This window comes from Paenibacillus sp. FSL L8-0435, from assembly GCF_037965655.1.
Taxonomy (GTDB): Bacteria; Bacillota; Bacilli; order Paenibacillales; family Paenibacillaceae; genus Paenibacillus.
The window spans coordinates 1,210,513-1,234,595 of the sequence record NZ_CP150185.1 but is presented as its reverse complement, the minus strand read 5'-3'; the positions used below and the strand labels follow the sequence as shown (position 1 = coordinate 1,234,595).

Genomic DNA, 24,083 nt, shown 5'->3' with positions numbered 1-24,083 from the left:
GGATTCCTATTCCCTTCTCGCATTGTTCACCAGATCGATTAAACGTGTTGCCCTTCCTCGCTCATAACCTCATTATGACCCAAGCATGATCATACGAACATGGCAGAAGTATGGCGACGAATCACTTCCATAACTCATTAAATTATCATTTACCTTCATAAGTTTAAAATGAAACCTGCCGCTCATCCTGCTACAATGAAGGGATAACAAGGAGTGAATGTTCATGGCAAGAGAGAGTTTTGACAAAGAAATTCAGTTCTTACGCATGTTATCCCTAACAAGCGGTGCATATAACCGCAAACAATATGCCGAGCGGCTTGGCATATCCGTACATACCTTTGATAAAACCAATCGCAGATTAAAAGAAATCATGCAGACCGTCGCCGACCAACGCTCAAGTGCCGAAGCAGGCCGGGAAATGGCAGATCTCGTTCGCTTCCAATACGGGGAGTCGGCAGAGCCTATGTTGCTCTTCCTCTTCCGTGCCAAGTCGATGAAAGAGACTGAAGTTCAGCGACTTTCTGTCCTTCTGCATACCTTACAAGATAAAGCACTGACCGCAATGGAACTGCTGGATGCCTGCTGTGCTGATCTGCCGGAAGATCTGGCGTTACCTGACGAGAAAACCATTCGCTCTGATCTGAAGTATCTGGAAGAGGTTGGAGTTATACGGAAGGAGCCCGGTGGCAGACCATATCGATATGCCTTGCAACAGGATGTCCTTACCGAATTAACGGTGGAGGAACAGCTGGAGTTATATGATTTTGTAGATATGATGGCGAACACTCAGGTTCCATCCGTACAAGGGTACTTATTGCGGGATAGTCTGAAGAAAGCCATTAAGGCAAGTTATCCGCAAGAAGAAGCTACCGAGCCCTATATCTATAAGTATCACTATTATTCTCGTATCCTGGATGAAGCTCATCTCTACACGCTGCTTGGTGCGATTCGCCAGCGCAAACGTGTGCAGTTCTTGTACTTTTCACCCAAAAAACCATCCAGCTACAGTTCACAGAATACGAATCCACGCTTTGAACGGGAAGCAGGCGGACGATCCAACCGGATTGTACCCCTAGAAGTGGTCTATGACCATCAGTATGGTCGTTGGTATGTGATTGGATATCAGGGTCGCCGCGGCTTTGTGAAATTCCGCATGGAAGGCATCACACAGCTGGAGGAACAAGATTCAATAGAAGAAGAATATATGCTCGAATTGAAGCAACATTGGACTGACATCAGTCGCTACAGTTGGCTCGTGGATACGGGCAATACCGTGACGGTTCAAGCTCGCTTTTTCCACCCGGAGCGTGGTCAGCGCAATTTTATTCTGGATCGGGTTCGTCTGCAAGGTCAATGGGGCAAGATTATACCCGAAACAGACCATACCTTTCTCTACGAAATTCAGGTCAATGGTACCACCGAGATCAAACCGTGGTTGCGGAGTTTTGGCTCAAGCTGCGAGATAATCGCGCCCCAAAGACTACGCCAGGAGATGATCAAGGAATGGAAGGAGATTGCGGAATATTATGAACCTGTTCGAGAAGATGTTCAATTACCAGATGATGACGCGATTGAATGAAACCGGACTGTTCACCTGGACCTCACAGGAAAGGGCCTGGCTTCGTATGATGCTGAATCACCCTGCTGCGAGAGAAGCGCTGAGTCCTGTAACGTTGGATAAAATGCACAATATGCTTCATGATGAGCAGGACCTGAACCTTCAGGATTACCTGACCGAGAAAGCCAAAAGCGAAGAAAACAGTGTCTCTCATCCACTTCTTAGACGGTTACGATTAATCATTCTTCATCACCAGGGATTTCGACTGATCGGTCGCGTCCGCAATGGACGCACGAGTCAGGATGAATTCGGCTTCCCTTATAAACTGGAGTATTCCATGGTCAAAAAAGAATGGTATGTGCTCTGGTACGCCCCTCGCTTCGACAAACTCATGTCCACCAAGCTGCACAGCATCGTTACCGTGGAAGCCCAGCAGGTTGAGCCGGATACCGCTTCTGACTATACTGCACGAATTGCTGCGATAACGGAGAAGCGTAAGACGACCATCACCATTGAAGTCCTGCCCGAATTCAATCAGGAGCTGTCCCGAATCCTCTATGCCTTCTCCTGCTTCGAGAAGCAGGTCGAGTACCTGGAAGCCGAGGAGACATATCGGATCGAGCTAACCGTTCCGCGCAATGAGATGGATTACGTCTTATCCAAAATGCGTTTTCTCGGCAAACGGGTTCGAATCGCTGACCACACAGTGCTGCGGGAGCGGATGTCCGAAACAGCTGCGAAGGCATTAGCCCGTTATGCGGAAAAAGATCCTGCTATGCATTCCGAACACTCCAATGAAGTTCAGCACCGCCAACGTGAGGAAGGCTCCCTTGCGAAAGCAGATGGTCAATGATTTTGTAAGATTGGGTTAACCATAACTATTGCTCAAAAGCCAAGTCTATATCTATATCTATATCTATATCTATATCTATATCTATATACGAAAAAAAGGTCTGGAGAATCTCATCCAAACCTTTTTGGTATACTTGCGCCTAAACTACGTTCCGCCACTGCTGGCAGCCGAGTTCCGTCTTTTATTAATCGCGTGCACGCCCATGACCACTGCAATTAATTCATACGTGTCCAGTTGTTCCGACTGGTTATCTAATACAAATGCCCCTGAACTAAACCAGCCGCTGGTGCGACGGAAACTGGCCACGATGCGGCCACCACTGCCGCTTATATCATATTCCTGCGAAAATGCTGGAGCAGACACATCATATGTACCTCGTGATCCTGCGTCATATTCATACTTTTTACTAAAGAAACTGAACCTGGCCCGAAGCACACCCAGATGTCTCCCATCTGCTGCAGTGATATCCCAACGATTCGTTAACATGCCAAATTTGCCGCTACAGACCAATCCCTTGTTATCCGATACATCGAGCGAAGAACCAAAGACACTTTTCAAATCCAGATGCCCTGCCTGTTCCTGATTTGGATTCATAATCTCGGTGTAACCTGCGTTAAAAAAGTTATCCCTGAAGTATAGTTCCATAACGCTTTCTCCTTTCCCTTACATATCCTTTTGTTCTCTATAACTTAATCTCGCATCGAGCACACAATATATCTATATATACGTATAATTAATGGTAGTGGATTCAAAAAATGGATTATTACTGGATGTAAAAAAACGAGCAACCCTGGTTGCTCGCATCACGTTCAAGTTATCCTGTTATCAGACTTCGACTTTTTTGTTGTTCAGGTAAATGGTAGCCCACACCAAGATGACCGCCACAATAACTTCAAATACAATGCTTCCCCACATGCCGTCCGACCATAATACGCCATTGGCTGTGATCGAGATCCCTGTACTTTCTTCCGTGTACCGGAACATTTCATTTGGACTAAAACGTCCTGTCGTAATGATATTTTCCAACCAGCCAAGCAGATTAACGAGGACCAAGAATGCAACGATGCCGATCCATGGCCCAGTTCTCCAACGGAAGCTGCCTGCAATCGAGATCGAAAGGAAGATGATGACGGTCATGAATACCATAACCCATGCGCTAAACAGCAACAAACTAATATAATCCGAGACATGCAGACCCGAAAGGTCAATATTGCTAGCCATGTTCATTCTTAGCTTCATTGAGATATAGATATAGGCATGAGTCGCGAATATAATGACTAACCCCAACCCGCAAAGAGCTCCAAAGATCAAAGGAGACAACACATGTGATAGGCCCGTTACGGGTAACAGACGGCGATTATAAGAGCGGATATTGGATGTGTATGTTTTGATCATTTTCACATAAATAGCCACACCAACTCCAACATAACCCATGATGCCAAGCACAATCCCTGTGACCTCAGACACGAAAAGGGACAGCCCCACTTGAGCGATAATCAAAATAACTAGCCCAGCCAGCAGAGTATTCCAGTTCCTTCTAAAGTCATACTTCAATAATGTCATCATTCCGCATAGACCTCCTTGAACATCTCATCCACACTTTTCCCATATTTCAGACGGAGCGTTTCCACTTCTTCCCGCATCACCAGCTCGCCCTTGCGAATAAAGACAACTTCATCAAAAATCCGTTCGATATCATTCACAAGATGCGTGGAGATGATGAGACTGCTGTCTTCATCATAGAATTTGACGATCGCATCCAGAATCTTGCCTCGTGCAACCGGATCTACTCCGCCAATCGGTTCATCCAGCAAATACAAACGAGCCTTACGAGAAAGTGCCAGTGTTAGTTGTAGTCGTTCATTCATCCCTTTCGACAGATGCCGTACCCGGTCACTCTCGACAAGGTTCATGAAGTCCAGCATCTCCCGCGCCTTCTCCTCATCAAAATCAGCATAGAAATCGCGATAGTACGCAATCCCATCCCGCACTCTCATCCACTTTTCGGTTAATGGACGATCCGGCATAAATGAAACCAACGCCTTCGTCTCCAGCCCAACAGGCTTACCTGTGACTTGAATTGTTCCGCTGCTCGGATGCAACAAACCTGCAACCAGCTTCATGAGCGTACTTTTTCCACTACCGTTGCTACCCAGCAGACCTACAATACGTCCTGGAGCAATATCCAGTGTAATATTACTGAGCGCTTTCTTATTGCCATATGTTTTATTGATCTGGTTCAGTTCAAGGATGTTACTCATGCGTTGTTCCTCCCTTTCCTTCCGCAACGGCATCGGCTACGATGGATAAGATATCCTGCTCTTCGATCCCCAGTTCCTGCATTCCGGTCAGAAAGCGTTCCAGCAATTCACCGGCCATCTCTTTTTTGATCGTCATAATCTTCCGCTCCTCACTGGTTACGTATCTGCCCAAGCCCCGTTTGGTTTCAACCACTTCTTCCCGCTCAAGCTCCTGAAATGTCCGTTGTACTGTATTGGGATTGATCTGTAGTTCAGCCGCCAGTTCACGAACCGAAGGAATTTTGTCACCTGCCTGAAGTGTCCCGGTTACAATCTGTCTTTTGATGTACTGCATGATCTGCAGATAGATTGGTAAATTGTTATCAAATTCCATAGTCACAAAGCTCTCGCTCCTCTCTGTACTGGTGTGTTAGTTACATAGTACACTAGTGAAATAGTGTTGTAAAGCCCATTTGTTAAAACCTATTTTTGCTTTGGTCCTGCGGAAGCTTCGGCTATCTGTTTATTGGAGTAGGTTTGTATAGATACATGGACACAAAAAAGAGCAGATCGGGTAGATCTGCTCCGCATGACTTATTAGTCGTATTTTCATCTATTTTACACGATATCCAAAGGTACCTTACCTTTAGGTGCAGGAAATGCCTCATCCAAACGGGCGAGTTCCTCTTGTGTCAAAACGATATTCACTGCTGCTGCATTGTCTGCCACATGATTCAGCTGTACCGCCTTGGGAATCGCCAGCACATCTCCATCCCTGATCACCCAGGCTAATGCGATCTGCGAAGTCGTAACTCCTCGATCCTGTGCAATATCCTGAATGACTGGATGCTCCAACAATTCACTTCGAAGTCTGCCACCCTGAGCCAGGGGACAATACGCCATTACAGGAACGCTACGTTCCCGCATCCAGGGAAGCAGATCATGTTCAATACCACGCGAAGCTGCATGGTAGAGCACCTGATTCACCATGCACTGAGACCCCTCCGGCAGACTCCATAACTCCTGCATATCCCTTGTATCCAGATTTGATACACCCCAGCGAAGGATTTTATCGGATTGCTTTAATTGTTCCAAAGCCTCAACCGTCTCTTCGAGCGGTACTCCCCCTCGCCAGTGAAGCAAATACAGATCCAGACGATCTGTACCAAGACGCGTGAGACTACGCTCACAGGCCGTAATCATCTGCTTGCGATCTGCATGATGGGGATATACTTTGGATACGAGAAAAACTTCATCACGATGGCCCGAGATGGCCTTTCCCGTAACAACTTCTGCCCCACCTTCTGCATACATCTCCGCCGTATCAATCACGGTCATTCCCAGTTCAATACCGGAACGCATTGCCCGTACTTCTTCTTTCTGGCTGGATTGCTTCTCTCCCATGTTCCATGTGCCTTGTCCTATCGCAGGCAGGGCAGTTCCATCCGGAAGTAGAATCGTGCGTGTTGGATTACCATGCATCATCTATATTCCTCCATTCTGAAGACTTATGGACGTTCTGACCTCTCTAACGACGATTATACGAATCATACATCATGTTATCACTCACATGTCTCCAGTGGCTCATCATCATGATATACAATTGATCCAGTGGCACTGTGAGGCTACTTTGGGCAACGCTGATGGTCGCATCGACCATATTGCTGTTGACCGTCATCAATTTGCGTTTCATCCCGTTCTGGCGATCCAGAAAGGCTTTCTCGTCCCGCAATTTTACCCCGATCATTTTCTGTCCCATTAATTCATACATAAAAATATTCTCAACGTCTTTCCAGGCCACTGCTCCCCCTGCGGTATAAGAAGATGCATCTACAAACCCATCCTCATCGATTACGAAAGAAGGTTCCTTCTTAATCATCTTTACCAGACTGTAGCAGAAACATAGCCCAAAAAACAAAATGGAAAGAAGTCCAATCACATCCGAAAGGATGGAATCATTCGTAACTGAAGAACGATCAAAAATCAAAAAAAATCCGGCTGCCACAAAGAGTGCCGCCCCTGCCGTAAGCCACGCCATTCGTTTCCGGCTTGGATATTCCACATGCTGCTCATAGGATGTGCTCAACGTGACGTTCCTCCTCCATTGTGACTGAATCATACAAGTTCTATATAAACGAATGGCTATGAACCAAATAGCTGAATGTAGAACAGGAATTGCATTGTACATTAAACCAAATTCACCAATGTTAAACATTAAATTTAGACCGTTTTTCGTCATTTCTGCGCTTATTCAACAATAGGATTCGTCATCCTTCGAGCAAATCCTTTTAACACACCTATATGAATTGAACAAAGAATATTTACACTTGCCACTCCGATGACAGAACAACCTTCCGATCGCTGTTATAAATGTCTCCCCTCCCATCCTTAGTCATATTGTCCTGTCCCTTGCTTTCCGTTAATATAAATGGAAAGGTTAGGAAATTAACCAATTCTAATTCATGGTGGGAGGACAAACAATGAACAGTCTGCGCGGCATAACATCGGAAGATCTTTATCAGATTACATGGGTTAATGATCCAACTCCGTCCCCTCAAGGCGGACAACTGGTATATGTAAGCCGGAAAACGAATGAAGCACGTGACGGTTATTGTTCTCACCTGAGACTGCTGCATCTGGGGAGTGGAAAGGACAGACCCTTTACCTCTGGTGAGAAGGATCATTCCCCTGCCTGGTCGCCCGATGGGTCTCAATTGGCCTTTTTAAGAGAGGTTGATGGGAAATCCCAGGTGTGGATTATCGCATCAGATGGCGGAGAAGCACAGCAAATCAGTCACCTGAAACATGGCGTCAGTTCCCTGCTCTGGTCACCGGATGGTCATACTTTGCTTGTGAAATCATCCGTGGATATGAGCGGAGATGAGGAATCAGAACATACAGATCCTATAGACGATGGACCTAAACTGCTGCAAGAACATGTCGTAGACCGGATTCGCATGAAATCAGATGCCAGCGGATTATGGAACGGTAGACGTTCCCACCTCTTCGCTCTCGCACCGATCGATGTGGAACCACTCCCTGTAACTACAGGTCATTATGACGTTGGAGACTACGCTTGGTCACCGGACGGAAGATCCATTGCATGGATTGCCCAGCTGCCCGAAGATGGCGAGGATCATAACGATTACACCCTAACCAATCATGTGTACCTTGCCAAGGCAGACGGATCGGATGTGCAGCAGTTGACCCCGGAAGGATATACGTTCAGCCGGCTGGCCTTTGCACCGGATGGACAATCCATTGCACTGCTCGCCAGTGACCGTTCCTATGGAAATGCCACGCTTGTGAAGCTGTACACCCTTCCGGTATCAGGTGGTGAGCTCGTATGTCTGAGCACCGATTGGGACGTACAGTTGAATCACAGCATTGTCGGCGACATGCGATCACATCTGACAACCACAGGGCCTGTATTCAGCCGGGATGGTTCCTCCATCCTGTGTCTAGCAACCATACATGGTAGTGTCCGCATCGCCAGATTCGCACGAGACGGCAGCAGTGCCGACTATATGTGGCCTGACGAACGGGAGATTTATCAGTTTGCAGAGTTGGACAACGGGCGAATCGTTGCTGCTGTAGCCGATACGCAAAATCCTGGTGATCTATATGTGTATGAGCAACCAGAAAATCCCGGAGTAGAGCCGATTCAGCTCACCCGTAGCAATCCACAGCTTGAGGATGAGATCCATCTCAGCACGCCAGAGACCTTCTGGTTCAATTCCTCGGATGGCCTGCGGTTGCAAGGATGGATCATGAAACCTCATGGTATGGTCGACGGAGTCAAAATCCCGACCATTCTGGAGATTCATGGCGGCCCGCACATGATGTATGGTTTTACATTTATGCACGAGTTCCAGATTCTCGCCGCACAAGGCTACGCTGTTATATATATCAATCCACGCGGTGGCCTCGGATACGGACAGCAGTTTGTAGACGCCTGTCGTGGAGATTACGGCGGTGGCGATTATCGCGATCTTATGGAAAGTGTAGATCATGCGCTGTCCCAATATGAGTTCATTGATGAATCCAGGCTGGGTGTAACCGGTGGCAGCTATGGTGGTTTCATGACCAACTGGATTGTCGGGCACACGGATCGTTTCAAGGCTGCAGTTACCCAGCGTTCCATCTCCAATTGGCTATCCTTCTACGGTGTAAGTGACATTGGATATTTCTTCACGGAAGACCAGATTGGCGGTAACGCGTGGGATGACACGGAAAAACTGTGGAAGCACTCTCCGCTCGCTTATGTCGGCAACGTGAACACGCCGCTGCTCATTTTGCATGGCGAACAAGATCTCCGGTGTCCGATTGAACAGGCCGAGCAGTTGTTCATTGCGTTGAAACGGCGTAAGCAGACCACAAGGCTCGTTCGTTTCCCGGGCGCCAACCATGAGTTGTCCCGTGGAGGTCATCCTCATCTGAGGGTACGCCGTCTGGAGCATATTGCCGGATGGTTTAACGATTACCTGTAACGGACTAATATTTAGACTATTAATTCAGAGTATATAACCAGATATGGATTCAACCCTAAAAGCCGTCCAATGAAATCTGTTATGAATTCAACGGGCGGCTTTGGCTGTTCACTTTTTTATAGAAGGAAAGATTACTCTTCGCCCCACACTACGGTGATTTCATTCAGATCCTTGTTGGTTGCAGACACCGAACCTGTGATGGTTACGGCATATTTGCCATCTTCACGACCCACGATGCTGAAGCCGTCTGCCTGGATATCCTGCGTGTTCTGGCTTAGATTTTTGGTCTGGTAGTAGTCTTTGTAGGATGTTCCAACGGTCAGCAAAGATTCTTTGGTCGTGTACGTGAGCACGACTTTTTTATTGTCGCCGTCTACATTGCTTTCAATGAGGCTGATTGCCTTTGCATCCTTCGGTAACGGGAAATCTGCTGGCAGATACTTGGACTTCACGCCTGACGCCTGTGTGTTCGTGCCTGTGGATGGTGATGTTGATCCGCTGTTGCCTGTGGATGTTGACCCACCAGAAGAGCTCGAAGAGCCGATGCTTACTTTATTGTTTTGGGAATCATACTTCACTTCGGTCTTCAACGCATCAGCAATCGAACGAACGGGGAGATATGTACTGCCTTGATATGTAATTGGCGCAAGCTTTTTGCCCTGGTCACCTGTCGGTGTAAATTTATGTCCGTTCACTTCGATGGCGAGCCCATGGTTCAGATAAGCTTTGATTGTCTCAAGTTGTGTACCTGCATATACACCTGCCGATCCGGTTAACACCATGCCAAACACACCCGCAGCAATCAACCACTTTTTGCTTTTCATCCCTAAACGCCTCCTGAGTTCAAATGTCAGCCTTATGCATAATACGATTCAAGCGATCGCTCGATGTACGCGAAAGACTCATGTAGTTATGCTCATCATGTATGGGTACGAGCTTATTCGGATAACAGCCCGTTGTTCCACCAAATGTTAGCAATATAATAGCATCTGACAAGAGGTTGTAAACGATAAATGGACAAAACAGGACCAAGGGCGTACAAAAATAGTCTTTGTCGTATGCCCGTTGTTCTCTGGCTAGTTAAGTTGTTCTTATATGAATAAAGTCCCGAAATCCGGACCATACATATGAAGCTAATTATACACGCACAACAGTTGCGAAATTAACCAATGTATTAGATAATTATTTGTCGATTTGTGGTCGAAGGAACGGAACTCTAGGGGGATTAAATACGATGAATAACAATAACAGTACATTTGACCAGTCTATTAACCGGATCTCTACCGGATCAGAAAAATGGGATGCGCTTGAGGATATCTTCGGCGCTGCTGATGCGCTTCCGATGTGGGTGGCCGATATGGATTTTGCTGCTCCACCATCCGTCATTCAGGCCCTGCAAACACGGATGGAGCACGGGATTTTTGGTTATACAGTACGGACTGAAGCGTATCATGCAGCTGTTGCAGGCTGGATGGAACGGCGCCACAACTGGAAAATTAACGATGACTGGATTGTATTCACTCCAGGTATTGTGCCCGCACTCAGCATTGCTGTACAACGATTCACTCAACCGGGAGATGCAGTGGTCATCCAAACCCCGGTGTATGCTCCCTTCTATGAAGTAGTACGTGGTCAGGGCCGTGAACTGATCACCAATCCTTTAGTAGAGAATAACGGTCATTACACGATGGATCTGGAACAACTGGAATCCAGCTTGCAGACCGGTCGGGTCAAAATGCTGATTCTGTGCAGTCCTCATAACCCGGTTGGACGTGTATGGACTCGTGAAGAGCTTGAAGGGCTTACGTCACTATGTCTGCAATACAACGTACTGATGGTTTCAGATGAAATCCATGCCGATCTTGTTCATCAGCGCGGAACCCATACACCACTGACCCTGATCTCGGACGCCGTCTCTGATCTAAGTATCATCTGTACGGCTCCAAGTAAAACGTTCAACATTCCTGGCCTCTGCACATCCAACATCATCATCCCCAATGCCAAGTTGCGAGAATCGTTTGCGCAGGGTGTAAAAACGATGGGACTTGCCAGTATCAGTACACTGGGAGCTGTGGCAACCGAAGCTGCATACAATGGGGCCGAGGAATGGCTGGATGAGTGCCTTGCCTATATCCGTGGAAATATGGAGTATGTACAACAGTATGTTACGGAACACATGCCACAGATCAAAATGCATCTGCCCGAAGCAACCTATCTGTTATGGATGGATTTCCGGGAATTGAATATTCCCCATGCACAACTATGCAACATGCTGCTTCATGAAGCAGGGCTTGCTTTCAATGACGGGAGCTTCTTTGGAACAGAGGGTACAGGGTTCATGCGTATTAATGTAGCCTGTCCACGTTCTACGGTTGAAGAGGCGATGCGCAGGTTATCTGTGTTGGTCAGCAATGTGTCGGGCAAATAAACTGTCAGTTACATCTATGTACGTTGCGAACAGAACGTGTACTGTTCGTTAAATGACGAATATTTGTCAAAATAGAAAAAGGGGTGCCCCGTAGTCAAGTCCATGACTCACATTCATGGTCAACGACTCCACAAGGGGCACCCTTTTGTATTCAATCTTTTTATTTATTGAACATAATTAAAATTACAGTGACATCGATATCGGCATCGGTGTCATTCTGTCGCATAACCTGTTCAGCAAATCTCGATCATGGCTTATGATCAGTAATCCCAGATCACGCTGGCGAGCCACTTCCATCACGGTATGCCAGATCTGTGCCTGAGTGATCGCATCCAGCATCGTTGTCATCTCATCTGCGATCACGTAACGTGTCGATGCACCGAGTGCTCGCGCCACACAGAAACGCTGCAGTTCTCCACCGGATAATTCACTCGGTCTGCGGTCCAACCAGGTTTGCTGAATACCCAAAGCTTCGAGCAACTGCTCATCTTGCACAGCTGCCTCTTGGAGTACACGACGCATTCGCCAGCGTGGATTCACAGCTTTCTCCGGGTGCTGGAACACCAGCTGAACCGGACATACTCCTGTACGAGGGAGTGGTCTCCCATCCAGTAGCACTTGCCCTGCCACAGGTTCGGCATATCCTGCAAGGATGCGTCCAAGGCTTGTTTTTCCACAGCCACTTGGTCCCCACAAGCCAACCACTTCTCCCTGTTGCACCTGTATGTTCATCTGTTGGAATACCCATGATTTCTGATCATAACGATAACTTGCCTCCCGTGCTTCAAGTGACATGGAAACACCTCACTTCTCCGCCCCGTACCTTACGAAGCTCTGGACGTTCATCGATACATACAGCGGTTGCTGCATTACATCGGGGAGCAAATGCACAGCCTGTAGTGATCTCTTGACCTGCCAACGGCTGGGAGCCTTGGAGTGGCTGAAATCCATTCTGCGGCAACGCATTCCAGAGCGCTTTTGTATATGGATGACGCAGACGTTCTCCATTCCCTTTAAAATCATCCACCTGCGCCGTCTCTACATTGGCCCCCGCATAAAATACAGCGATGCGATCCGCTGCCGTCAGGGCGGTCGTGATATCATGAGTAATCCACAGAATGCCTACACCTTGATCTGCAAGTTCACGAAATTGCTTCATTGTCTCGGCCAGCACTTCGGGATGGATGCCTGGTGTTGGCTCATCTGCGATGATCAGCTTTGGATGACCGGAGGTCGCTGTAGCCATCAACACCCGCCTTGCCATACCTCCGGACAACTCAAACGGGTATTTCCCGGCTGTTCCTTGAGGAAGATGATAACGATCCGTCAGCTCCTGCTCCGTCTTTTTCAAGTGAGTTTGATTCATGAACCTACGCTTCCGTCCCAAATCCAGGGTCACCGGCTGAACTTGCCTTCCCACCTTCATCAACGGGTCCAAATAACTAACGGATTGCGGGATTAACATCAGTTCATCACCACGCAGTTGAAGCTGCCGCTCTAGAGTCAAAGGCTCGCCACTATAGCTAATACGCCCCTCCAACCTGGCATTGGTGGGCAGAATGCCCATGATGGCCTGTGCCAGAACACTTTTACCCGATCCACTCGCGCCTACAACAGCCACGATCTCGCCCTCGTTTATGGAAAGATCCAGATTCTGAATGACATACGTCTGTTCATGCCCAAACCAACCACGAGCGCGCCGAAATGACACGGACACTCCCTCAATATCAAGAAGAGCCATATTTACCTCACCTCCCTTGAACTACCCGTACCCGTTAATGTCTTCAGACTATTGCCCAATACATCAAACGCACGAACAACCAGTAACAATGCCAGTCCCGGGAAAAAGGCGAGCCACCACATGCCAGCAGATAAATATCTCATCGACTCGGACAAAATAATTCCGATGGCCGGTTGTTGCGGGGACAATCCCAGCCCCAGAAACGTAATGGCTGCCTCATGCAGAATCGCATGGGGAAAGATTAGCAGTACGCCCACGAACAGCTGCGGGACCAGATGTGGCAGCATATGCTGCACCGCAATCTGTAACCGCGATTGACCCAACTTGTGTGAAATCTGAATGTATTCTGCGGATTTCAGTTGAATCATCTCCGCTCTTACAATCCGTGCCAGATTCGGCCAGTGCGTCAGCGCGATCGCTGCCGCCACTCCTGCCAGACCTCCACCGAATACAAAGGCCAGCATGACCAGCGATACCAGATGTGGCACACTCAGGAACAGGTCGATGATCCATGAGATTACCCGGTCAGCAACCTTGCTAGAAGCCGCCCCCAGTCCAAGCAGTAGTGCGACCAGTCCGCCACCACAAGCTGCAAGCAAACCAACTTGAATGCTGGTTGCCAATCCTTTTAACGTACGCATGAACATATCTCTTCCGATCCAATCTGTGCCAAATGGATGCGCCCAGGTTGGAGCCATATTCCGATCCATTAATGAAGTCAGCGTAGAACCAGCCGGAAGCAGCCTGCCCGTCAACCACACGATGACAATCCAGATCACCGCGAGGCTTCCCCAGATCACCGCTCTTTGGCGAGGATTTCGGAAACGTTGATTGCTGACACCCATGTACCTTCTTCTCTTTTGGCGTGTTGTTCCTGCCCCTGTTCCTGTCTCAGCTTGTAGAGACCCTGTATTAATGTTGTACCGTACCTCTTGATTCGCAGTTTTCACTTTCTGTGCTTCGGCTGTTTCTGCCGTCTGTTCGGAGGAGCGTTCTACCGTCTGCTTCATGACATCAGCTCCTCCTTCATCCGTGGATCAATCAAGCGATACAGAATGTCGGCCACCATATTACCTGTAAAAACAAAGATCGCACTGCACATCACAAGTCCGAGCAGCAGTGGAACATCACCGCGCAACCCCGCCTGAACCGTTGCCTGACCAAGGCCGGGGTATGAAAATACCTGTTCTGCAAGCACAGCCCCACCAAACAGTTCACTGAACGAAGCAAACTGCAGCGTGATGGCTGGCAAAACAACATGTCTGAACCCATGTCGACGGAACAGCTGAAATCCACGCTCACCCCGCGCTCTCGCAAACAGAATATAATCTGACTCCAGCACATCCATGAGCTTCTGGCGTGTATGCAAAGCGATCGAAGCTACCCCAGTCAAGCTGAGGGTCAACGCTGGCAGAATCATATGAATAGCTCGATCTCCCCATGTGACCTGATCAGCTGACATTCCTGCGGGTACCCCAAGGCCAACTGGAAGCCATCCAAGCCACACCCCAAATACCATCAGCAGCAACAGCGCAATCCAGAATACCGGCGTGGAGGCCAGCGTATAACAATACCAACAGATCAGGCGATCCAGCTTCGAATTCCGTCTCATGGCAGCAACTACACCAAGAGTGAAACCAATGATGCCGGATAATATCCAAGCCACAGCCATAAGCGCAACAGAATTCATGAACCGTTCCTGGATAATATCCGCTACAGGCTGTCTGTAAATCATTGATGTCCCCAGATCTCCCTGAATCAGCGTTTGTCCCCAGGTTAGTAATCGTTCCACGGGAGATTCATTCAATCCCCAACGTTCTTCGATTAAACTGCGCTGTTCGGCGCTTACCCGGATCATGTCTCCACCAATGTAGGCTTCGATCGGATCAACAGGAGAGAATTGCATTAATATAAAAGACAACACACTGACTCCAACCAATAGAGATACAAGTCGCAACATTTTAAAACCAACAAATCTGGCCCATCCATTCCTGCCTGTCATCCAATCTCTCCCCAATTCAGGCTAAAGCTACCGTTACGTTTCCTACTTTGTACTGTTATCCCAGGACCATTCCTCCAGATTGGTTGTCACCGGCCAGCCGTGACCATGAGGATGGATCTGCTGCTCGCCAATGTTCAGTCCATTCGTAACCAGATACAGATGATCTATATTTACGAGCCATGCCCATGGCGCATCACCCTGATAACTGAAACCTGTTGTTCCATCCCATTCCGCTTTCTGCCAGAACGGCAATGCCTCTTCTTCACTTGTTGCCTGAAGGGCTTTGTCCATCCAAGAATCCACGACAGGATTACTGTACAGCCCCACATTGTAATACCCTTCTCCTTTATGAGTACTGCTATAGAGGTTATACGTCTCTAGTGGATCATGACTGCCCCAACCAAATAACACAGCGTTGGAGAAAGCCAGCTTTTTTGTTTCTTCACGGCTTTTGCCTTCAACATTGATTTTGATTCCCGCCTGGGCTACCATATCCGCAGCAGCCAGTGCCAGAGATTGTCTTGTTAAATCACCTGCAAAATAAAGCAGATTGAACTCGGCCTTCACGCCGTTTTTCTCGACGATACCATCACCATCCGCATCCACCCAGCCACCAGCGGCCAGAATCTGCCTCGCTTCTTCGAGATTGGCATCCGTAAATACAGCTTCCGCATTACTCCAAGGCAGATCATCACTAACGGAATAAGCCGGACGACCATACCCTTCCAGTACACCCTCAACCAAAGCCTTACGATCAATCACAACATTCACCGCTTGGCGAATCGCCAGATCAGATGTCACATCATTCCCTGCGGGAAGACCCTCGCCCGACCTGGCACCAGCAGGTTGCATGGGGAACATGATGCCCCGGTTATCTACGGTTTTCACGGCCTCTAAGCTCATGCCATTCACCTGTTGCTTGCTAAACGCTGCCGGGATAGCAGCGATATCCACCGTACCTGCCTGTGCAGCGGCGTAGGCTGCATCTTCATCCAGATAGAGGAAGGTGAGTTTGTGGAATGCAGACTTGTTACCGTAATATTCTTCATTGGCTTCAACGATAGCCTGTTGTCCTTTGTCCCACTGAACCAGCTTGTACGGTCCTGATCCGACTGGATGTTCCGCATAATCAGCGCCATAGGCGTGTTCAGGTACAATGCCAAGTGTCGTCAGCAGACTGATGAATGTAGACTGCGGCGACTTCAATGTGAATATAACCGTGCTATCGTCGGGTGCCTGCACATCAGCCATATTCGTCAAATCAATCACAGACCCACTCTGAGCAGCCGTATTAAACGTAAATTTTACATCTTCAGCCGTAAGTGGCTCCCCATCAGCGAATTTTACATCATTCCGGAGTGTAACCGTCCAGGTCAGCCCATCTTCACTAACTGAGTATGCGGTAGCCAGATCGTTAACCAGTTGTAGCTTGGCATCCCGCTTCAGCAAGGTACTCTGGAAAAGTGGTGACCCATATTGCCCCCATCCGGTTGTTGGATCAAACCCGCCTTCCGGCTCGGTGCCAACGGCCAGCACCAATTCGTCTTTGGTTAAGGCTGTACCTGATCGTCCATCCTCTACTGATGAAGCTGTTGGCGCTGTGCCCTGTGCACAACCTGATAAACCAATGGAACATACAAGCAAGATGCCTAATCCTGTTCTAACTTTTCGTTTTCCCCATCTCCATGAAAATCTGCCCATTCTGGTCGTTCCCCCTCTAAAGTTGTGCTGCAATCACTTTTTCGTGTTACTTTTTAGAGAAATTGTAGCACAAAACATAAATCATATGTCAACAAAGTTAACTTCATAATCCATATTTTTTCAAATTACAGAATTAATAATTAAAAAGTTATATAACCGAGCATTTGTAGCTCTCTATAAAGTCAGGTATTATAACAAACAAAAAAAACAGACGTTGGCATTTAACCAATAATCTGTTTTTTTAGATTTGTTATATTTTCATAGAAATTACACTCGTATTTGTCTTACTCCGCAGATCGATGATGATGGCTGTGACCATGCTGACCCGCACTGTGATTGTGATCCAGGCCTTGATCCGGATTGCCATCCTGACGACTCTGAGCATGAGCCAGTTTGTTGAGTTCATCCACATAAGTCACAGACAGCTCCGCATACAAAACACCTTTTTGTACCTGGATCTGTTGATGCAAATGACGCAATCGTTCCAGGTTACCCCGTACGGCAATTACCTCCAGGCATTGGTCATGGTTCAGGTGCACGTGCATATTGGAAATGATGTCATGATGCGCCTCATGTTGCAGCTCCATCAAACGAATGGGAAGATCACTGATATGGTGATCGTAGACCATCACAATGGTGCCTGCCACATCCTGGTCGGATTGTAATGCAGAAGGTTGCAGTAATGTTTTGCGAACAAGATCACGGAAAGCCTCAGATCGGTTTTTGTATCCCTGTTCCTCAATATAGTGGTCAAACTGCTCAATTAGAGGTGTAGGAAACGCCACCCCGAACCGGGTCAAATCTTCTTTATCTGCCATACTTCTCCTCCTGCGCCCTCATTTGCTTCGAGTGTACCACAGACTTGTCTGCTCATCGACTATACTGTTTCATGAATCGTACTGCCGAATGTATCGCCTGTTGTCCAGCATCACTCTCCAGATCAAATTGATAATCATGTCCCAGCTTCTCTGATGAGTTTGAGAAAAACAAGGTTTCCACCTCAACATCAAGGCGCTTCAATACTTGTGCCAGCTCAATCGATTGACTGGTCAATGGGTCATCATTGCCTGAGGTAATAAATGCAGGCGGGTACGCTGCTGTGGCCTGAAGCACGGTCGACATTTCATGCAGACGTGGATAGTCTTCGAATGTTTTGACTCCGGTATATGACCAGAGAAATGTCCGTATAAGCGGAAATCCCGTTTCCGCTACTGTACTCAGATTGTAAGGACCACAGAATAGAAGAACTCCACGCAACTCTTCCGGCTGGGCGGCTGGTGTTATATTCATCAGTTTGGCGAGGGAAGGATTCGTCACCACTGCCGCAGTCTGACTTGCAATCTGGGCACCTGCCGAATTGCCTGCGAGAAATATTTTTTTTGGGTCACCCTGATACTCACTGACATGGTTCTTCACGTAAGTCAAAGCCTGATTCGTCTGGATCACGGGAGTGGGATATTTCGTATCCGGTGCGAGCGCATAATTCATACTGACCACAACGTAACCCTGCTTGGCTAATTGTACGGCATAATCTGCGATGTCCTCTTTGTCACCCAAGACCCATCCACCACCATGAACCCACAACACAACAGGCAAAGGTTCCGATGTTACGGAAGGATAATAGATATCCAGCGTACTGTCATTACGCCCTTCGTCTGCATAGGGTACATCCGCAACACGAGTTATCCCTTCCGAGAGCATAGTGTCCTTAGTGTCTGGATTAGCAATTTCAATCAATGATTTTAATAAAAATACTGTTATTTTGGGTGTCCATTGTGTACCAATCCCAATAAAACCTATGATCAAAATTAGTACAACGCTGGGAATCCAGTAACGTTTACGTTTAAAACCTTTGGCCCCCATACGTTTCGTTTCCAACTTGGACTGCAATAGTTCCACCTCGTTCCATCATCATCGAAGCGTCTTTACACCTAAAGTTGTGTACGTTGCGGAGAGGACCGGGTTTCCTCTTATTTGGGTCTCTTGGCGATTTCCTGTCTGACTTTCACATACGTAGTGGATACTTTTTGCTCCAGTGTGTGGATATGTTGTTTTGTGCCTGCCCACTTCTCTGCTGCAGACGCCAAGGTGTTCAATGAGCTGAGTACACGTGACGTTTGGCTTTGTTTTGTACTCTGTTTGAACTGTTGCAGGGCGTTTGCATATCGTTCTTTTGCCAGACTCGTCTGTTTTTTAGCCGTTTGAATCTGTTTCTTCGCGGAGTCGGCCCCTGCTAGCATAGCTCGTAAACGTTTTATTTCAGTGCTCTTCCGTTTACGTGCTTCGGCAAGTTCCTTTTTCTTGATCCGGATGTCTTCTCTGGCAAGCTTCACTACGGGTCTCAACGTCTCTGCCTGAGTGCGGATTGCTGTACTCCATTCCTTGTTTTTGATGGCTTTGGCTGCATCCAACTGTCGATTGACTGAACTATAGAGGGCGAATAGCGGTTCATATCGGGCTTGGGTTTGCTTTACCTTTTCAGTTAGAGCTGCGACCTTCGCATCATCGGTTTGTCTTATTTCTACACGTAATCGCTCCAATTCCGCGGTATTTCCGGCATGAAGTGTCTTTATTTTTTGTTCCCAAGCCTGCTCTTGTGTCTTCCAGTTCCCCACTTTCTCGTACGCTTGCTTCAACGTTAACTTGGTTTGTGCATCGGCTTTGTTCAATACGGAGTCCCATGCTTTTTGCGCGGTTACGCCAAGATCTATATCCGCAGCCTCCACTGAAGAAGCAAAGTAGATCGTGCTTGCGCTGAACAGAATCACAAGCCCTATAAGCAGGCGTGATCCGAAAATAAGATGAGTCAACGATGGCAATTGCTGACGCCGAACGTTACTTTGTTCCATCATGTGACTATGGCTACCTGCTATTGGAGAAGGGAATAGAATGTCATTCGTCTCCATTAAAGCTATTTCTTCTGTAGATATATCTTCGATATGCTGTCGCCCCTTCTTCTCTTCTACTAAACCGTGATGTTCTATGAAGTTATGAGAGCTTGATCGTTCCAATAGGGAACAACATACCATGGCCTCCTGTTCATTTATCGTTTCCTTCCATGCTTCTGTTTGCATGCGTCTCTACACCCTTTCTTCTAAAATATTTAGCAGAATAGCCAACGAAATCATCGAACGACAAAAAAGCACCCGCAAGTCAGGCATTTGCCTGCTCTTACGGGTGCTTCCCTCATAAGCCGTTCCATATGAGATTCGATTGAACGAGTCACTCGAACCTTCCCTTTTTCTAATATATTCCATTCACTGTTTCTGGTCAAGCAAATCTGGTTTCACTGGTTGAATAAAACTTTCGATCAACGGGAGAACCCTTCCCGCTTATAGTTAACAACTGATACAACTCAGCTTATTGATTGACCAAAATAGCTTTCATTTCCTCGGTCAGATCCTCTTCTTTCAGCATCATATAGATGTTCGACCCCCTTACCGAGTTAAGCTTAATTTGGTAGACCGTATCCTGATCGGTGTAAAAACCGGTTCTTTGTCGCAGTAGCAGATCGCTGATTATTTTTTTATTTTTGGTAGCGACCTGTCTGTTACCATCGATATTTACATCCACAAAATTAGGCTCAGGATACACCATTCTGTATTTACCTGGATTATCAATCTCCTGTTTAACAAATTGGGCAGAAGCCATGTCCTCAGCCGATACCGTAAGTTGATCATAGAGATTGTTCTGTTTGATCCATTCCATCAAGCGGCCATAGCTTGCCTTAAACTGATAACTCACACTGTGGCTCGGTCGATCCAGCTTTTCTTTGGAAGATGCTTCATCAAGATAATCCTGATAGACTTCTATCGAAGCGAACGATTCCCATGAGGATAGCTGGTCCTCATATGTCTGATTGAGTATTTCAGACTTCAAAAGTTCCTTGAATTCACGAATCAGCTTAGGATCGCTAATGAATACTTTACGCTCCGAGTTGAGACTGGATCGAATACCAATACTGCGAACATCTTCATCCAGTGCATAGGTGTCATAAGTCGTTGATTTATAATCTTCCCACTGTTTTACCTCTGCTAATTCCTGCCTGAATTCTTCTTCGGGAATCTGATACCTACGTGTCATCGTTTTCCCATTATTGAGTTGGTAGTCGATCAATACATATTCATCGTTGCTTCTGTTCTGACCGCTGTTCTGATTACGTACTCTTTCGAGCAAAGGCAGATCGGAGTGCACAATTTTCTGATGCAGTGCAAGCACAGCATCCACATAACCCGGAGTATCTGAATAAAATGGGCTATCATCCAGTTTTACACTTTTATCATTCACATAGATGTAATGGTCTCCTCCCAGTCGTACCATTTGTACATTTTCCTTTGAGGGCACATTATTAGCGTAACCGTTCCAATCGGCTACAGGGATATACAAAATTAATCCTGCCACGATACCATATACTGCAAACCGGGGGAGTAACCTGCTGCTCCAGATGAGCCATGTTTTACGTATAATCATCTCAGCACCAATATAACCAACCACACCACCTAGCAGATAACCAAAAATACCCCATACACCTGATCCTTCAGGAGCAATTCTGGTAAAGTAGGCACCTCCTAATAATACCAATGTGAACATGAATCCAAAACGGAAGATGGGTTTGACGATCCTGAACGTAATTGCTTGTGTCGCCGACTCTACATGTCTTCTCGCATACAGCACATAACACAACACGAAGAGTATACAAGTTATAGCCGCATAAATTACCAATTCCCCCCATTCTGGAGGATAATAACCCATAGAGCTCATTCGGAAGAGCAGGGATGTTTTTTCCATGTTAAAGTTACTCGAATTATTGTACGTAAAGCCAAGCAAATAACGTTGTAAATGAAGCTCATAAACTCCCCAGAAGATCACCGGAATTAATATTAGACCAAAAACTGTAAGTCCTTGCAGAATAGATTGGCCTATACACATTCCCACGGCAACCGTCAGGGTAAACATAAACAATGAGAAGATGCTCATCGTCACGCCCCACATCCAGATATCATGACCACTGAAAATATAGGATGGTTGATCGAGCACCGCCCATACCCACCCGGTAATCCCGGTGGTTATCCAGATCGGAAGCAGAATCATGACATATCCAGTCAACAGATTCATCGTTAACAGATGTTTACGCTGTAATGGCAGACTGTGGTATAAGTCCGCAGGTGCACCAGTTTGAATATAACGGAAGAGTAGCAGAGCTATGGCGACAGGAAAGGTCAGCGCAAATAGCAGATGAATTTCATTGGCCTGAAACAGACTGGTGATTTCCAGAGGCACTTCTATATATTGTGTTCCAATATATAAAGGTAACGAGAACAACAATGTGATGAGATATAAAATGCCTATCCATCCATGCTGTCTGAAATTTTGGATCAGGATGCCCCGGTTACAGAACAATCGGTTGAATATCATACCCTGCGTCCTCCATTTCGTAGATAAAGATTTCTTCGAGCGTCAAAGGCAGTACATCCAGCAGATACGGATCATGTACACGGAATTGATCCGTGACCTGTTGTCGATTGCCTTTGACGATGTACAGGGATACACTTCCCCGTTTCTCTTGATGCAAAATATCAATCTGCTCATCCATGGCTTTGGCATGGTCCGGGTGGCGGAAAGCAACCTGGATTTTATGCGTATCGGCCTTCAGATCATCAAGATCCTTCTCTACAATAATTCGGCCTTTGTGCATAATCGCCACATGGTCACACAGATCTTCGATCTCACGCAAGTTGTGCGACGAGATGACAATGGTTACTTGACGCTCAGCTGCTTCCTGGAACAGCAAGTTTTTAATCTGCTGGCGCATGACGGGATCAAGGCCATCTATCGGCTCATCCATCAGCAGCACTTCAGGCATACAGCTAAGTCCCAGCCATACAGCTGCCTGACGGCGCATGCCTTTGGACATGCGATGTAACTTACGTTTTACATCCAGTTTGAACACGGTAGCCAGTTGCTTGAACCGTTCCTCATTCCAACGCGGATATACCGAACGATAAAATGCAGCCATCTGAGTTATTGAAGATTGCGGGAAAAAGTAGGGTGAATCTGCCATAAAAATTGTGCGGCCTTTGAGATCCATATTTTCATAAATCTCATTATCTTCGATACGAATAGTTCCGCTGTCCTGACGATAAATGCCAGCTATCATTTTGAGCAGCGATGTCTTGCCTGCCCCGTTGGAACCGAGCAGACCATAGATCGATCCCTTATGTATGTGCATCGTTACGCCATCCACTGCCTTCTCCTGTTCAAACGCTTTGACGACTTGATTCAGCTCAATCATGAGGCTCCTCCTTCTCTATACGGGCCATCGCTTCCTCAAACAAAAGCGTCATATCCGCTTTGGTCAAACCAGAATACGAAGCTTCTGCAATCAACTTCACCAGAGACTCTCTGATCTCATCTCTCATGGCTTCATTCGGATGTTCCACTGACGATGATACGAAGCTCCCTTTTCCCTGCAAAGAATAAATGTAACCTTCACGTTCAAGCTCACGATACGCTTTCTGAATCGTATTTGGATTCACGGTCAGCTGCGTGGATAACGCACGAACGGAAGGAAGCTGCTCGTCGGGCTTTAGAATACCGTATACGATCATTTCTTTGACTTTGTCCACTAGTTGCTCGTAGATCGCCTTACGGCTGCGTACATCTAATTCGAACATCCCGCACCTCCTTTCTGTAAATGTGTGAAACAACCTATGAGTTTAAATGACTGTATCTGAGGTGTATGTGTAGTTATCTAGGTGTAAAAAGGCATTACCTAAGTTGTACAGCTGTACGTATTCAACCCTTAGGTGTATTAACTGTACTACTATTATTAATACAGTTAAATCAGATTGTCAACCGTTGACTTTGACTTCTTGTTTTATTGGGAGTACGTTAGTAAAGAGAGGTTATATGGTTTATTTGACATATCAAATGATTGGAAGCAAGTTCATTTCGACTTGGGACGGGGCACGATCAGATGGCATTCACATGAGGTTAGGCAGAACGGCTATCTGAAGCGAAGTGGCTAGATGTGGCTACTTGAAGTGATACGGCTACCCAAAACCTTTTGC

The 24,083-nt window shown here is 46.9% G+C and carries 22 protein-coding genes; 4 read left to right on the top strand and 18 right to left on the bottom strand.

The features are described 5' to 3' along the window. The first annotated feature begins 223 nt into the window (after positions 1-223). A complete protein-coding gene (locus NST33_RS05510; protein ID WP_339307169.1) occupies positions 224-1,579 on the top strand; it encodes a WYL domain-containing protein in 1,356 nt (451 codons plus the stop codon). Further along, the gene (locus NST33_RS05505; protein WP_339307167.1) at positions 1,527-2,411 is read left to right on the top strand and encodes a WYL domain-containing protein; all 885 of its coding nucleotides are present in this window, start codon (positions 1,527-1,529) and stop codon (positions 2,409-2,411) included. The genes NST33_RS05510 and NST33_RS05505 overlap by 53 nt, the downstream gene beginning before the upstream one ends. Before the next feature lie 144 nt (positions 2,412-2,555). Here NST33_RS05505 and NST33_RS05500 read toward each other — a convergent pair whose 3' ends face one another. The 6 genes from NST33_RS05500 to NST33_RS05475 all read right to left on the bottom strand — a co-directional run bounded on the left by NST33_RS05500 (position 2,556) and on the right by NST33_RS05475 (position 6,737). Continuing rightward, positions 2,556-3,056 carry a hypothetical protein gene (locus NST33_RS05500; RefSeq protein ID WP_339307165.1) on the bottom strand — a complete coding sequence of 167 codons (501 nt, stop codon included), beginning with the start codon at positions 3,054-3,056 and terminating at the stop codon, positions 2,556-2,558. A 180-nt stretch (positions 3,057-3,236) separates the two neighbouring features. Further along, a complete protein-coding gene (locus NST33_RS05495; protein ID WP_339307163.1) occupies positions 3,237-3,977 on the bottom strand; it encodes a hypothetical protein in 741 nt (246 codons plus the stop codon). Continuing rightward, positions 3,974-4,672, bottom strand: a complete 699-nt coding sequence (locus NST33_RS05490) for an ABC transporter ATP-binding protein (protein WP_339307161.1) — start codon at positions 4,670-4,672, stop codon at positions 3,974-3,976. Before NST33_RS05490 ends, NST33_RS05495 begins: the two co-directional genes overlap by 4 nt. After that, positions 4,665-5,051, bottom strand: coding sequence for a GntR family transcriptional regulator (locus NST33_RS05485; protein WP_026081254.1), 387 nt, complete (start codon positions 5,049-5,051; stop codon positions 4,665-4,667). The genes NST33_RS05490 and NST33_RS05485 overlap by 8 nt, the downstream gene beginning before the upstream one ends. A 218-nt stretch (positions 5,052-5,269) precedes the next feature. Continuing rightward, the gene (locus NST33_RS05480) at positions 5,270-6,136 is read right to left on the bottom strand and encodes an aldo/keto reductase (RefSeq protein ID WP_339307159.1); all 867 of its coding nucleotides are present in this window, start codon (positions 6,134-6,136) and stop codon (positions 5,270-5,272) included. 43 nt (positions 6,137-6,179) lie between these two features. Next, positions 6,180-6,737, bottom strand: coding sequence for an STM3941 family protein (locus NST33_RS05475; protein WP_339307157.1), 558 nt, complete (start codon positions 6,735-6,737; stop codon positions 6,180-6,182). Between the two features lie 394 nt (positions 6,738-7,131). On the opposite strand from NST33_RS05475, the gene NST33_RS05470 reads away from it, so the two are divergent. Continuing rightward, complete coding sequence (locus NST33_RS05470) at positions 7,132-9,141, top strand: S9 family peptidase (RefSeq protein WP_339307155.1); 2,010 nt, start codon at positions 7,132-7,134, stop codon at positions 9,139-9,141. Positions 9,142-9,272: 131 nt separating this feature from the next. On the opposite strand, the gene NST33_RS05465 is transcribed toward NST33_RS05470, so the two are convergent. Further along, complete coding sequence (locus tag NST33_RS05465) at positions 9,273-9,965, bottom strand: stalk domain-containing protein (protein ID WP_339307153.1); 693 nt, start codon at positions 9,963-9,965, stop codon at positions 9,273-9,275. A 410-nt stretch (positions 9,966-10,375) separates the two neighbouring features. Here NST33_RS05465 and NST33_RS05460 point away from each other — a divergent pair, with 410 nt between their 5' ends. Then, a complete protein-coding gene (locus tag NST33_RS05460; RefSeq protein ID WP_339307151.1) occupies positions 10,376-11,569 on the top strand; it encodes a MalY/PatB family protein in 1,194 nt (397 codons plus the stop codon). Between the two features lie 183 nt (positions 11,570-11,752). Here NST33_RS05460 and NST33_RS05455 read toward each other — a convergent pair whose 3' ends face one another. The 11 genes from NST33_RS05455 to NST33_RS05405 all read right to left on the bottom strand — a co-directional run bounded on the left by NST33_RS05455 (position 11,753) and on the right by NST33_RS05405 (position 23,687). Continuing rightward, positions 11,753-12,364, bottom strand: a complete 612-nt coding sequence (locus NST33_RS05455) for an ATP-binding cassette domain-containing protein (RefSeq protein WP_339307149.1) — start codon at positions 12,362-12,364, stop codon at positions 11,753-11,755. After that, the gene (locus NST33_RS05450; RefSeq protein ID WP_339307147.1) at positions 12,354-13,310 is read right to left on the bottom strand and encodes an ABC transporter ATP-binding protein; all 957 of its coding nucleotides are present in this window, start codon (positions 13,308-13,310) and stop codon (positions 12,354-12,356) included. Before NST33_RS05450 ends, NST33_RS05455 begins: the two co-directional genes overlap by 11 nt. Positions 13,311-13,312: 2 nt before the next feature. Further along, positions 13,313-14,320: an ABC transporter permease gene (locus tag NST33_RS05445; protein WP_339307145.1), complete on the bottom strand. Its 1,008-nt coding sequence runs from the start codon at positions 14,318-14,320 to the stop codon at positions 13,313-13,315. Further along, complete coding sequence (locus tag NST33_RS05440; RefSeq protein ID WP_339307143.1) at positions 14,317-15,312, bottom strand: ABC transporter permease; 996 nt, start codon at positions 15,310-15,312, stop codon at positions 14,317-14,319. The genes NST33_RS05445 and NST33_RS05440 overlap by 4 nt, the downstream gene beginning before the upstream one ends. 42 nt (positions 15,313-15,354) lie before the next feature. Next, positions 15,355-17,013 carry an ABC transporter substrate-binding protein gene (locus NST33_RS05435; protein WP_339307141.1) on the bottom strand — a complete coding sequence of 553 codons (1,659 nt, stop codon included), beginning with the start codon at positions 17,011-17,013 and terminating at the stop codon, positions 15,355-15,357. Between the two features lie 284 nt (positions 17,014-17,297). Then, positions 17,298-17,831: a nickel-responsive transcriptional regulator NikR gene (nikR, locus tag NST33_RS05430; protein WP_339307139.1), complete on the bottom strand. Its 534-nt coding sequence runs from the start codon at positions 17,829-17,831 to the stop codon at positions 17,298-17,300. A gap of 52 nt (positions 17,832-17,883) precedes the next feature. Beyond that, entirely contained in the window at positions 17,884-18,903 is a 1,020-nt protein-coding gene (locus tag NST33_RS05425; RefSeq protein ID WP_339307137.1) for an alpha/beta hydrolase, read from the bottom strand. An 80-nt stretch (positions 18,904-18,983) separates the two neighbouring features. Further along, positions 18,984-20,087 (bottom strand): hypothetical protein, encoded by a 1,104-nt coding sequence (locus NST33_RS05420; protein ID WP_339307135.1) that lies wholly within the window; start codon positions 20,085-20,087, stop codon positions 18,984-18,986. Positions 20,088-20,373: 286 nt separating this feature from the next. Then, the gene (locus tag NST33_RS05415) at positions 20,374-22,428 is read right to left on the bottom strand and encodes a hypothetical protein (protein ID WP_339307133.1); all 2,055 of its coding nucleotides are present in this window, start codon (positions 22,426-22,428) and stop codon (positions 20,374-20,376) included. After that, on the bottom strand, positions 22,403-23,305 hold the full coding sequence (locus tag NST33_RS05410) for an ABC transporter ATP-binding protein (protein ID WP_339307131.1): 903 nt from the start codon (positions 23,303-23,305) through the stop codon (positions 22,403-22,405). Before NST33_RS05410 ends, NST33_RS05415 begins: the two co-directional genes overlap by 26 nt. After that, complete coding sequence (locus NST33_RS05405; RefSeq protein ID WP_036606399.1) at positions 23,298-23,687, bottom strand: GntR family transcriptional regulator; 390 nt, start codon at positions 23,685-23,687, stop codon at positions 23,298-23,300. Before NST33_RS05405 ends, NST33_RS05410 begins: the two co-directional genes overlap by 8 nt. Between the last annotated feature and the right edge of the window lie 396 nt (positions 23,688-24,083).

What these genes read in the sequence shown, in the direction of transcription:
- NST33_RS05510 (WP_339307169.1), top strand. Translation starts at nt 224, where the DNA reads ATGGCAAGAGAGAGTTTTGACAAAGAAATTCAGTTCTTACGCATGTTA.
- NST33_RS05505 (WP_339307167.1), top strand. Translation starts at nt 1,527, where the DNA reads ATGAACCTGTTCGAGAAGATGTTCAATTACCAGATGATGACGCGATTG.
- NST33_RS05500 (WP_339307165.1), bottom strand. Translation starts at nt 3,056, where the DNA reads ATGGAACTATACTTCAGGGATAACTTTTTTAACGCAGGTTACACCGAG.
- NST33_RS05495 (WP_339307163.1), bottom strand. Translation starts at nt 3,977, where the DNA reads ATGATGACATTATTGAAGTATGACTTTAGAAGGAACTGGAATACTCTG.
- NST33_RS05490 (WP_339307161.1), bottom strand. Translation starts at nt 4,672, where the DNA reads ATGAGTAACATCCTTGAACTGAACCAGATCAATAAAACATATGGCAAT.
- NST33_RS05480 (WP_339307159.1), bottom strand. Translation starts at nt 6,136, where the DNA reads ATGATGCATGGTAATCCAACACGCACGATTCTACTTCCGGATGGAACT.
- NST33_RS05470 (WP_339307155.1), top strand. Translation starts at nt 7,132, where the DNA reads ATGAACAGTCTGCGCGGCATAACATCGGAAGATCTTTATCAGATTACA.
- NST33_RS05465 (WP_339307153.1), bottom strand. Translation starts at nt 9,965, where the DNA reads ATGAAAAGCAAAAAGTGGTTGATTGCTGCGGGTGTGTTTGGCATGGTG.
- NST33_RS05460 (WP_339307151.1), top strand. Translation starts at nt 10,376, where the DNA reads ATGAATAACAATAACAGTACATTTGACCAGTCTATTAACCGGATCTCT.
- NST33_RS05455 (WP_339307149.1), bottom strand. Translation starts at nt 12,364, where the DNA reads ATGTCACTTGAAGCACGGGAGGCAAGTTATCGTTATGATCAGAAATCA.
- NST33_RS05450 (WP_339307147.1), bottom strand. Translation starts at nt 13,310, where the DNA reads ATGGCTCTTCTTGATATTGAGGGAGTGTCCGTGTCATTTCGGCGCGCT.
- NST33_RS05445 (WP_339307145.1), bottom strand. Translation starts at nt 14,320, where the DNA reads ATGAAGCAGACGGTAGAACGCTCCTCCGAACAGACGGCAGAAACAGCC.
- NST33_RS05440 (WP_339307143.1), bottom strand. Translation starts at nt 15,312, where the DNA reads ATGACAGGCAGGAATGGATGGGCCAGATTTGTTGGTTTTAAAATGTTG.
- NST33_RS05435 (WP_339307141.1), bottom strand. Translation starts at nt 17,013, where the DNA reads ATGGGCAGATTTTCATGGAGATGGGGAAAACGAAAAGTTAGAACAGGA.
- nikR (WP_339307139.1), bottom strand. Translation starts at nt 17,831, where the DNA reads ATGGCAGATAAAGAAGATTTGACCCGGTTCGGGGTGGCGTTTCCTACA.
- NST33_RS05420 (WP_339307135.1), bottom strand. Translation starts at nt 20,087, where the DNA reads ATGCAAACAGAAGCATGGAAGGAAACGATAAATGAACAGGAGGCCATG.
- NST33_RS05415 (WP_339307133.1), bottom strand. Translation starts at nt 22,428, where the DNA reads ATGATATTCAACCGATTGTTCTGTAACCGGGGCATCCTGATCCAAAAT.
- NST33_RS05410 (WP_339307131.1), bottom strand. Translation starts at nt 23,305, where the DNA reads ATGATTGAGCTGAATCAAGTCGTCAAAGCGTTTGAACAGGAGAAGGCA.
- NST33_RS05405 (WP_036606399.1), bottom strand. Translation starts at nt 23,687, where the DNA reads ATGTTCGAATTAGATGTACGCAGCCGTAAGGCGATCTACGAGCAACTA.